A 10,316-nucleotide genomic window follows, 5' to 3' on the forward strand; every position below is an offset into this window, starting at 1 on the left:
CCTGGGACACTGGGGGTCGTGACTGTTTCTCCCGGCGACGACGCACCTGTATCTGCCCAGCTCTTCCAACGCGCGAGCGCAGTGATCCCGGGTGGGGTGAACTCCCCGGTTCGCGCGTTCCATTCGGTCGGCGGAACGCCGCGCTTCATCACCGAGGCCAGCGGATACACCATGATCGACGCCGACGGGAACTCCTATGTCGACCTGATCTCGTCCTGGGGCCCGATGATCCACGGCCATGCTCATCCCGTCGTCGTGCAGGCTGTGCAGGAGGCCGCGAAAACCGGTCTGTCGTTCGGCGCTCCGACCGAGCGAGAAATCGCACTCGCGGAAGAAATCGTCCGCCGCGTCGGCCCGGTCGACCAGGTTCGGCTTGTGAATTCCGGCACAGAGGCGACCATGAGCGCCGTCCGCCTCGCCCGTGGTTTCACCGGGCGCACCAAGATCGTGAAATTCTCCGGCTGCTACCACGGCCACGTCGACGCGCTTCTGGCCGACGCCGGATCCGGACTCGCCACCTTCGGCCTGCCCACCTCTCCCGGGGTGACGGGCGCGCAGGCGTCGGACACCATCGTCGTGCCCTACAACGACCTTGCCGCCGTCGAGCACGCTTTCGCCGAGAACGCCGGGCAGATCGCGTGCATCATCACCGAGGCCGCCGCGGGCAACATGGGCGCAGTTCCGCCGGTTCCCGGCTTCAACGAGGGGCTACGACGCCTGGCCACCGACAACGGCGCCCTACTCATCATGGACGAGGTGATGACGGGCTTCCGCGTGAGCGCAGCGGGGTGGTACGGCATCGACGGAGTCGCGGGTGATCTGTACACCTTCGGCAAGGTCATGAGCGGCGGCCTGCCTGCCGCAGCCTTCGGTGGGCGCGCCGACGTCATGGCCTACCTCGCACCGGCCGGTCCCGTCTATCAGGCAGGCACCCTGTCCGGTAATCCCGTCGCCGTCGCGGCCGGTCTCGCGAGCCTGCAACTGGCCGACGCGTCCGTCTACGAGAAGCTGCAGAACAACTCGGAGCGACTCGGCGGGCTGCTCGGGGACGCCCTGACCGCCGAAGGCGTTCGTCACCACGTCCAGTTCGCAGGCACACTGGTGAGTGTGTTCTTCTCCGACGGGCCCGTCACCGACTATGCAGGCGCGAAAGCAGCCGAGACGTGGCGATACCCCGCCTTCTTTCACGCACTGCTCGCGCGCGGGGTCTACCCGCCGCCGAGCGCGTTCGAAGCATGGTTCGTCTCCGCTGCCCTCGACGACGCTGCGTTCGAGAAGATCGCCGACGCCCTTCCCCACGCCGCACGTGCAGCGGCCCGAGCCGAAGCAGGAACCAAGTGAGTACACCGGAGGCACATCCGCATCAGACGACGCGCACCATCGTCCACGTGTTGCGGCACGGTGAGGTCCACAACCCCAAGGGCATCCTCTACGGACGCCTCCCCGGGTTCCGACTGTCGGTGAAGGGGCAGACGCAGGCGACCGCTGTGGCGAATGCGCTTGCCGGACACGACATCACCGCCGTCATCGCCTCCCCACTCCAGCGGGCGCAGGAGACGGCAGGTCCTATCGCGAAGGCGCACGGACTCGACATCGTCACCGACGACAATCTCATCGAGGCCGGCAACGAGTTCGAGGGCCTCCGGGTCGCCGTCGGCGACGGGGCACTACGTAGGCCACGGCACTGGTGGAAGCTTCGGGACCCGTTCACGCCGTCGTGGGGTGAGCCGTACCTGCAGATCGCGCACCGGATGCTGGCGGCTGTGAACGCGGCACGTGTCGCAGCCGTCGGCCACGAAGCCGTGGTCGTCAGCCACCAGCTCCCCGTCTGGACCCTGCGTCGATTCCTGCAGGGTGAGCGTCTGTGGCACGACCCTCGGCACCGTCAGTGCGGTCTCGCGTCGCTGACTTCCCTTGTCTACGAGGGAGACACGCTCGTCGACATCGTCTACTCCGAGCCCGCGGGCGCCAGCGATCCACGAGTCACCGGTGCGTAAGGTACTCGCTTCGGCTCTGGCCGTCGTCGCAGTCACCGCAGGCTGCGCGACGGGTACCGACGCTGTCGCCACCGGCGGAACCTTCGACTTCGTCTCACCCGGCGGCCAGACCGAGATCTTCTACGACCCCCCGTCCGATCGAGGCACCATCGGCGAACTGTCCGGCCCCGACCTGATGGAAGACGGAAAGACAACGTCGCTCGCGGACTTCGAGGGCCAGGCCGTCGTACTGAACGTGTGGGGCCAGTGGTGCGGGCCGTGTCGTGGTGAAGCCGACGATCTCGAAGAGGTCTTCGAGAACACCAAGGACCTCGGCGTCCAGTTCCTCGGCATCAACGTTCGCGACAACGCGCAGGACAAAGCGCAGGACTTCGTCATCGACAACAAAGTGACCTACCCGTCCATCTACGACCCGCCGATGCGCACCCTCACCGCCCTCGGTGGCATCCCCACATCGGTCGTCCCGACGACGATCGTCCTGGACAAGCAGCACCGCGTGGCTGCGGTGTACCTGCGTGAGCTGCTCGCCGAGGACCTGCAACCCGTCGTCGAGCGGATCGCGGGCGAGGAGACGGAAAGCCAGTGATCGAGTTGTACGCGGCAGGCATCGGCGAGACGTTCCAGACCACGGCGGCTTCCGGGCCGCTCGTTCTCGCGTTCGGTGTCTGCATCCTCGCCGGCCTCGTCTCGTTCGCGTCGCCGTGCGTCGTACCTCTCGTTCCCGGTTACCTGTCCTACCTGGCTGGAGTGGTCGGTGCCGACGCGCCTGCCGTCACCGCGGCGGAAGCGTCGACGACGAAGGTGCGCACGGCCAGCAAGTTGCGAGTCGCGGGCGCCGCAGGCTTGTTCGTCCTCGGATTCACCGTCGTCTTCGTCCTCGCAACGGCCACGGTGTTCGGCGCGATCTCGGTGTTGTCGGTCAACCGTGAACTGCTGATGCGCATCGGCGGGGTCGTCACCATCGCGATGGGTCTGGTGTTCATCGGCCTGGTACCGGCACTGCAACGCGACGTCAGATTCGAACCACGCCGAGTCGGCAGCCTGTTCGGCGCTCCGTTGCTGGGCGGAGTGTTCGCCCTCGGATGGACGCCGTGCCTCGGGCCGACATTGGCAAGCGTCATCTCTCTGGCCGCAGGAACCGAAGGTGCGACAGCTGTGCGCGGTGTCGCATTGATCGTCGCCTACTGCCTCGGCCTCGGTCTGCCGTTCGTGATCCTCGCGTTCGGCTCGGCAAGCGCTCTACGCGGAGTCGGTTGGCTTCGCACCCATGCACGACAGATACAGGTGTTCGGCGGAATCATGTTGATAGCAGTAGGAATTGCACTCGTCACGGGTGCGTGGGACGTGTTCGTGAGCTGGGTTCGCGACGCCTTCGTGTCCGACGTGGTGCTTCCCATATGACCGACCTCGACACTCGCGTCGCCCCGCAGAAGCAGTCCCTGCCCGGGCGTGCTCTCGCATTGGCACGCAACACCTGGAGATCGCTGACGAGCATGCGCACCGCGCTGGTGCTGCTGTTCCTGCTCGCCTTCGCCGCGATCCCCGGCGCATTGGTTCCGCAGCGCAGCCTCAACTCCGGCAAGGTCGACGAATACATCGCAGCCAGGCCGACCCTCGGTCCGTGGATGGACAGGCTCGAACTGTTCGACGTCTTCTCCAGCTTCTGGTTCACCGCGATCTACGCGTTGCTGTTCATCTCACTGATCGGCTGCATCGTGCCGCGATGCGTCGAACACGCCAAAGCCCTGCGCACCAAGCCCGTCCCGACGCCCCGCAACCTGTCCCGTCTGCCCCACCACCGCCAGTACGTGTCCGACGAATCCGCCGAGGACACCGCGGCGAAGGTCAAGGCGCAGCTACGCGGGTGGCGCGTCGCGCAGCGTACCGGTGGCAAGGGCGAGGTGACGCTGTCCGCCGAGAAGGGATACTTCCGCGAGTTCGGCAACCTCGTCTTCCACCTCTCACTCGTCGGGCTGCTCGCGGCCATCGCTCTGGGCAAGCTGCTCGGATACGAAGGCAACGTCGTCGTCATCGCCAACGACGGACCGGGCTTCTGCAGCACGACACCCGCCGTCTACGACGGTTTCCGCGCCGGCCAACTCGTCGACGGCACCGGACTCGAGCCCTTGTGCATCCGCGTGAAGGACTTCAAGGCCGACTACCTCGAGAACGGTCAGGCCGAGATGTTCACGTCGAACATCGAGTACCAGGCGGGCGAGGATCTGGCGAACAACACCTGGCGCGACGACGTCCTGCAGGTCAACCACCCGCTCCGCGTAGCAGGCGACCGCGTCTACCTGCAGGGCCACGGATACGCACCGACGTTCACCGTGACGTTCCCGGGCGGCGAGACACGCACCGAGACGATCCAGTGGCAACCGACCGACGCCACCACGTTCCTCTCCAGCGGAGTCCTTCGGATCGACCCGCCCGGTGGCCTGTACCCGGAAGCGACCGAGCGTCGCAGGAACCAGATCGCCATCGAAGGTCTGTTCGCGCCGACGGCGTTCTTCCACGGCAACCTACTGTCGTCGAGCTACCCGGCGATGACGGATCCCGCCGTCGCGATCGACATCTACAAAGGTGACACCGGACTGGACACCGGATATCCGCAGTCGTTGTTCTCCCTGAACCAGGAAATGGTCAACCAGGGCAGGCTCGTCAAGCAGGACCGGGTCAACCTGAAGCCAGGAGAGTCCTCGACTCTGTCCGACGGCACGAACGTCCGCTTCGACGGCGCCGAAGAGTTCGTCAACCTGCAGGTATCGCACGATCCAGCCCAGAACTGGGTACTGGTCTTCGCCCTGACGATGATGGGCGGGCTGCTCGTGTCGTTGGTGATCAAACGACGCAGAGTCTGGGTCCGGCTGCACACCGATTCGGACTCACGACATACTGTAGTAGAACTCGGTGGACTCGCCCGAACCGATCAGGCGGGCTGGGGAGAAGAATTCGACCGGTTGTGTGAGCGGCTGATCGGCGAAGTCAAGACAGTGAACACAGACAAGCAGGAGAACTGACCGATGCCGATCAACGAGACGCTCTCGCAGTACAGCGACTGGTCCTTCGAATCCGCGTTCGCCATCTACGTCCTCGCGTTCGTTCTGCTGATCGCGCAGTACGCGTCGCAACGGGCCACCAAGGTTCAGGCGCGCGAACTCGTCGGTAGCGGCGCTCCCGCTCCACTCGGGGCGGGCGTACCCGGACGTGTCGTCGAGACCCCCAAGCGTCCACTGTCGGAGCGACTGGCAGGGATGGGCTTCGCGCTGCTGATCCTGGCACTGGTGTTGCACGTGGCATCGGTCGTACTTCGAGGTTTCGCTACACACCGGTTCCCGCTCGGCAACATGTACGAGTTCGTGACCATGGCCACCGCCGCCGCAACGCTCACCTCGATCGTGCTGCTGCGCAAGAAGACGATGCGACCGATGATCGTCTTCGTCCTCGCACCGATCATCGTCCTGATGTTCATGGCTGCAACCAAGTTGTACGCCGACGCCGCACCCGTCGTGCCGGCACTTCGCTCGTTCTGGCTGCCCATCCACGTCACCATCGTGAGCGTCGGCAGCGGAATCTTCCTGGTCTCCGGCGTCGCCAGCCTGCTGTTCCTGCTCCGAATGAAGCAGCCGGCAGGCGAAGAGAACAGCAGCTTCTGGGGGCGTTTCGCATCCAGGCTTCCCGACGCCCAGGCGCTCGACCGGCTCGCCTACAAGACCACGATCGTCGCGTTCCCACTCTTCGGTGCAGGCGTCATCCTGGGCGCCATCTGGGCCGAAGCAGCGTGGGGCCGTTTCTGGGGTTGGGATCCCAAGGAGACGATGTCTTTCATCACCTGGATCATCTACGCCGCATACCTGCATGCCCGCGCAACGTCCGGTTGGCGCAACACCCGTGCGGCGTGGATCAACATCACCGGGTTCGCGGCAATGCTGTTCAACCTCTTCATCATCAACATGGTGGTCTCGGGACTGCACTCCTACGCAGGCCTCAACTAGCCGCTCGGCTGCATCGGTCGCGGGCGAGGGCTCGCCGGCTCAGCTGGTAACGTCCGGCGTTGACGGGTGCGCCGGGGGCGCGCACCCTCCGACTGGGGAGTCGGATGACGGGGGGAAACGCCATGGCCGAGTGGCAGATGAGTTCGTGGCAGCCGGTACGTCCGGCGGAGCCGGGGGAGGACGACGCACCCACCGCGCCAGCGCAGAGCACTGCTTCGGCTAAGACCCGGGCTGGGGCCGAGACCGGGGCTGGGGCGGGGACCGGGGCATCCCAGAAACCTGACGTCTCCGAGCCGGACGCCTCGCCCTGGCAGCGACGCGCCGAAGCTCCGAGTGAGAAGCCGAAAGCGGTGCCCTCGGCAAAAACAGTGCCTTCGGAGAAAGCAGTGGCTTCGGAGAAAGCAGTGGCCTCGGAGAAAGCAGAGCCGACGGAGGAGTCCGGGTCGCCTGTCGAGCCTGCGAGTACCGGGCCCAGAACAGGGGGATTCCGCTCGATCCCGGTCCCGATGCCGCCTGCATCGACTACCTACAGTGCAGAACCCCCGCCGACTCCACCGGACCTCGGAACGCAGGGGCAGTTGCCTCCGGTCGCGTCGGCGTCGGCGTCGGATCTCACCAATGCCCTTCTCGTGAGGCAGGTTTCGCCGCCGCCTGTGTCCGGGTGGCGGAAGTGGGTCTACGACGTGACGCTGCGTCGGGTCAATCTCGGCAACAGCCATCGCGACGAGCGTCTGGCCAGGCTCTCTCGGCAGGCGGAGCGCCACCTCGTCGGCTGCTATCGCATTTCGGTACTCAGCCTCAAGGGCGGCGTCGGTAAAACGACGACGACGGCATCGCTCGGATCGACGTTCGCGTCCATTCGCGGGGACCGCGTCATTGCCGTCGACGCCAACCCGGACCGCGGAACACTGAGCCAGAAGGTACCGCTGGAGACGCCCGCGACGGTTCGAAACATGCTGCGGGACATCGAGGATTTGAATCGCTACAGCGACGTACGGGCATACACCTCGCAGAATGCGCACCGTCTCGAGGTACTTGCGTCGGACACCGACCCCGCCGTGTCCGAGGCGTTCAGCGGCCAGGACTACGACACCGCGGTGGAACTGCTCGAGAAGTTCTACAGCATCGTGCTCACGGACTGCGGTACGGGGCTCATGCATTCGGCAATGAACAGCATCCTCGCCGGATCGGACGCGCTGGTCGTGGTCAGCTCCGGTTCCGTGGACGGGGCCCGCAGCGCGTCGGCGACACTCGATTGGCTCGACGCGCACGGTCACAGCGAGTTGGTGCGCTCATCTGTCGCAGTGGTCAACGCAGTTCGGCCGCGAGCAGGCAAAGTAGATCTCGGTAAGGTCGTCGAGCACTTCGAGCAACGCTGCCGTCAGGTCGTGTTGATCCCGTTCGACCCACACCTCGAGGAGGGCGCCGAGATCGACTTGAACAGGTTGAAGAGCGGAACTCGCGCCGCGCTGCTGGAATTGGCGGCGGCGGTGGCGTCCGGATTTCCCAGCAACCGGCCGGAAGATCTTCAGCGCGCACATGAGTCGAGGACGCGCTAGGCGCACCCGATGGGCGAACGAAACAGCCCGCCTCGTGAGGCGGGCTGCTGTACTTCATTCTGTAGGTTCGGTCTTGCCCGTGTCCTGACTGTCCGTGCCCGACCGTCGAACATCTCGGTTCATACGCCACAGGAACTCCGGGTCGTCATCCGGACCGACGGTCCGTCCAGCCGGAGCCTGCGCAGTCGGACCGAAGGCCTTCCAGAACAGGACGATGACTGCCACCAAACCGATCAACGCCAAAAGATAGATCACGACGCACCTCCTCAGACCAGCGTAACCGCGTTGGGATGCGGTGTGCACCCCAACGCGGTTCGCAAGTTCCTGAGAATATGCACTTGTGTTCGACCTGGCGTCGGTAGTCGGTCTACGGGGTCAGTGGTGAGCGGCCTCGGTGGTCAGAGACGACAGAAGCTGCATGACCTCGGCCTCGCGGAACCGACGGTGACCGCCCGGTGTGCGCAGCGATCCGAGACGACCGGCGTGCGCCCAACGGGTGACCGTCTTCGGATCGACATGGAAGAGCGCCGCTACCTGCCCCGGTGTGAGCAGTGAATCCTGAGCCTTGTGCAGTGTTGGTGCGCTCATCTTGGTCGTGTCCTCCTGCGTGCGGTGTCCGGTAGGCCCGGCCCGAAGGCGGGTCACGAACCGGACAGTGGATGGAGCAAATTCGTGTTCGAGCACCATGGTGGCACTCGAACCCCTAGGTACTCGACTGATCTAAAGAAGGTAAAGGGGAGGTAATAGACAAATCGGTCAAGTCCGGCTGTCCGATATGCGACGTTGCAGCGTGTCCAACCGCAGGTCGAAGGGCGGGTAGCCTGAAGGCCGTGAACGAACGCAACACACCACCCGAGCCCACCGCGACCAAAGGACGCCTCCTGCGAGACGTTGCGATCTACAGCGGAGCGCGTCTGCTTCTGGTCCTCGTGATCGCCGCCGTGATCGTCGGAGTCGGGCTGCTCGTGGGCGTCGAGATCCCCGTACTGGTCGCCGCGGTGTTCGCAGTACTGATCTCGCTGCCCCTCTCGCTCGTACTGTTCAAGTCCCTCCGGATCCGCGTCAACGAGTCGATCGCCGGCGTCGACGAAGGCCGACGCCGCGCCCGAGCCGACCTCCAGGCGAAACTGCGCGGCGAGGACGGCAAGTAGTGTCGAAGGTCGTCGACCGTTCCGAGGCCCGCGACTGGGTCGACAATGCGGTCCGGCTCATCGACGCCGACGCTCAACGATCGGCTGATACACACCTCCTGCGGTACCCACTTCCCGCGGCGTGGGGAGTGCAGCTCTACCTCAAGGACGAGTCGACGCACATCACCGGCAGCCTCAAGCATCGCCTGGCGCGCTCGCTGTTCCTGTACGCGATCTGCAACGGATGGGTCACCGAGAACACCACGGTCATCGAAGCCTCGTCGGGATCCACCGCCGTCAGCGAAGCGTACTTCGCGAGGCTGCTCGGTCTGCGATTCGTCGCGGTCATGCCGCGCAGTACGTCGCCGACGAAGGTTGCCTTGATCGAATCACACGGTGGGCGTTGCCATTTCGTCGACGATCCTTCCGCCATGTACACCGAGGCGCACCGACTCGCAGCGGAGCCGGACTGCCACTACATGGACCAGTTCACCCACGCGGAGCGCGCCACCGATTGGCGCGGAAACAACAACATCGCGGAATCGATCTTCGATCAGCTCACCCATGAAGAATCGCCGATCCCGACGTGGATCGTCGTCGGGGCGGGCACAGGCGGAACCAGCGCCACGATCGGTCGGTACATCCGATACCGACGGCACTCCACCCGACTGGCCGTCGTCGATCCCGAGAACTCCGCCTTCATCGGTGGCTACGAGACCGGCCGAGCCGACTTCTCCACCGGAAAGCCGTCGCGGATCGAAGGCATCGGCCGTCCCATCGTCGAGCCGTCCTTCGTCGGACAGGTCATCGACAGAATGATCGCGGTACCCGACGCTGCCTCGGTAGCGGCCGCACGGCACGCATCGACGGCCCTCGGCAAAAGCGTCGGAGGCTCTACCGGAACCAACATCTGGGGCGCATTCGGCGTCATCGCCGAGATGATTGCAGCCGGCAGGTCCGGCAGCGTCGTCACCCTGCTGTGCGACGGTGGTGAGCGCTACGCCAACACGTACTTCGATGACGCCTGGGTCGCTTCGCAGGGCATGGATCTCACCGGGCCGACCGAGGAATTGGAACGCTTCGTACGAACGGGCGAGTTTCAGCCCTGACGCGTCAGCACCAGCGACGCTGCCGCGGTGGCTCCCGCGGCGACGCTCACCGCCGGCCACGCTCCGATCTTCTTGGCCAGCGGGTGCGATGCGCCGAAGCCGACGAGGTACGTCGCCAACAGCGCACCTGCGACCTTGGGGCCGGCAGCCGCGTTCCATGAAGCGGTGCTCGCGACACCCACAGCTGCCAACACAGCGCCGCCGAGTTGTCGATTCTTCGTCTGCTGCGCAACGGCAAAGCCGCCCAGCAGGCCTGCGGCCGCCAGAGCCGAAGTAGCGAGTGATGAAGTTGTCGAGTTCTTCCGAGCCATACCTCCAGACTAGATGCTCGTGTCCCGCCCGCGGCCGATCAGAAGGGTGGTGGTTTCTTTCGTTCGCGGAGGCGTTGGATGGTTTTGTGTTGTCGTAGTTTTCGGCGGAGGAGTCTGATTCGGGTGCGGGCGGTGTCGGTGGGTGCGTGTCGGAGGTCGGCGGTGGTGGGTTCGGGTGTGGTGGGGGGCATGTGTTGTTCCCACCAGGTGGGTGT

12 protein-coding genes are annotated in these 10,316 nt (G+C 65.2%); 9 read left to right on the forward strand and 3 right to left on the reverse strand.

Going from position 1 to position 10,316, the window contains the following annotated elements; all coding sequences use genetic code 11:
- Nucleotides 1-18: 18 nt before the first annotated feature.
- From hemL to CH293_RS16030, 7 genes are all read left to right on the forward strand, one after another.
- Nucleotides 19-1,341 carry a glutamate-1-semialdehyde 2,1-aminomutase gene (gene hemL / locus CH293_RS16000; RefSeq protein WP_094720757.1) on the forward strand — a complete coding sequence of 441 codons (1,323 nt, stop codon included), beginning with the start codon at nt 19-21 and terminating at the stop codon, nt 1,339-1,341.
- Nucleotides 1,338-1,997, forward strand: a complete 660-nt coding sequence (locus tag CH293_RS16005; protein ID WP_094720758.1) for a histidine phosphatase family protein — start codon at nt 1,338-1,340, stop codon at nt 1,995-1,997. The genes hemL and CH293_RS16005 overlap by 4 nt, the downstream gene beginning before the upstream one ends.
- A complete protein-coding gene (locus CH293_RS16010; protein WP_019666482.1) occupies nt 1,990-2,583 on the forward strand; it encodes a TlpA disulfide reductase family protein in 594 nt (197 codons plus the stop codon). Before CH293_RS16005 ends, CH293_RS16010 begins: the two co-directional genes overlap by 8 nt.
- Nucleotides 2,580-3,398: a cytochrome c biogenesis CcdA family protein gene (locus tag CH293_RS16015; RefSeq protein ID WP_019666481.1), complete on the forward strand. Its 819-nt coding sequence runs from the start codon at nt 2,580-2,582 to the stop codon at nt 3,396-3,398. The genes CH293_RS16010 and CH293_RS16015 overlap by 4 nt, the downstream gene beginning before the upstream one ends.
- Nucleotides 3,395-5,017, forward strand: coding sequence for a cytochrome c biogenesis protein ResB (locus tag CH293_RS16020; RefSeq protein WP_094720759.1), 1,623 nt, complete (start codon nt 3,395-3,397; stop codon nt 5,015-5,017). The genes CH293_RS16015 and CH293_RS16020 overlap by 4 nt, the downstream gene beginning before the upstream one ends.
- Nucleotides 5,018-5,020: 3 nt before the next feature.
- Complete coding sequence (ccsB, locus tag CH293_RS16025) at nt 5,021-5,992, forward strand: c-type cytochrome biogenesis protein CcsB (protein WP_037114209.1); 972 nt, start codon at nt 5,021-5,023, stop codon at nt 5,990-5,992.
- 122 nt (nt 5,993-6,114) lie between these two features.
- Nucleotides 6,115-7,551, forward strand: a complete 1,437-nt coding sequence (locus CH293_RS16030; RefSeq protein WP_255122883.1) for a MinD/ParA family protein — start codon at nt 6,115-6,117, stop codon at nt 7,549-7,551.
- A 54-nt stretch (nt 7,552-7,605) separates the two neighbouring features.
- Here CH293_RS16030 and CH293_RS16035 read toward each other — a convergent pair whose 3' ends face one another.
- On the reverse strand, nt 7,606-7,806 hold the full coding sequence (locus tag CH293_RS16035) for a hypothetical protein (protein ID WP_019666477.1): 201 nt from the start codon (nt 7,804-7,806) through the stop codon (nt 7,606-7,608).
- A 120-nt stretch (nt 7,807-7,926) separates the two neighbouring features.
- Nucleotides 7,927-8,139, reverse strand: coding sequence for a BldC family transcriptional regulator (locus tag CH293_RS16040; protein WP_026348035.1), 213 nt, complete (start codon nt 8,137-8,139; stop codon nt 7,927-7,929).
- Nucleotides 8,140-8,381: 242 nt separating this feature from the next.
- On the opposite strand from CH293_RS16040, the gene CH293_RS16045 reads away from it, so the two are divergent.
- Both CH293_RS16045 and CH293_RS16050 read left to right on the forward strand, forming a co-directional pair.
- Nucleotides 8,382-8,702, forward strand: coding sequence for a DUF4229 domain-containing protein (locus CH293_RS16045; protein ID WP_019666475.1), 321 nt, complete (start codon nt 8,382-8,384; stop codon nt 8,700-8,702).
- Nucleotides 8,702-9,790: a PLP-dependent cysteine synthase family protein gene (locus CH293_RS16050; protein WP_094720761.1), complete on the forward strand. Its 1,089-nt coding sequence runs from the start codon at nt 8,702-8,704 to the stop codon at nt 9,788-9,790. Before CH293_RS16045 ends, CH293_RS16050 begins: the two co-directional genes overlap by 1 nt.
- Here the strand turns inward: CH293_RS16050 and CH293_RS16055 are convergent.
- Nucleotides 9,781-10,101 carry a hypothetical protein gene (locus CH293_RS16055; protein WP_094720762.1) on the reverse strand — a complete coding sequence of 107 codons (321 nt, stop codon included), beginning with the start codon at nt 10,099-10,101 and terminating at the stop codon, nt 9,781-9,783. The genes CH293_RS16050 and CH293_RS16055 overlap by 10 nt on opposite strands.
- Between the last annotated feature and the right edge of the window lie 215 nt (nt 10,102-10,316).

Source organism: Rhodococcus sp. 14-2470-1b, from assembly GCF_002259415.1.
Classification (GTDB): domain Bacteria; phylum Actinomycetota; class Actinomycetes; order Mycobacteriales; family Mycobacteriaceae; genus Rhodococcoides.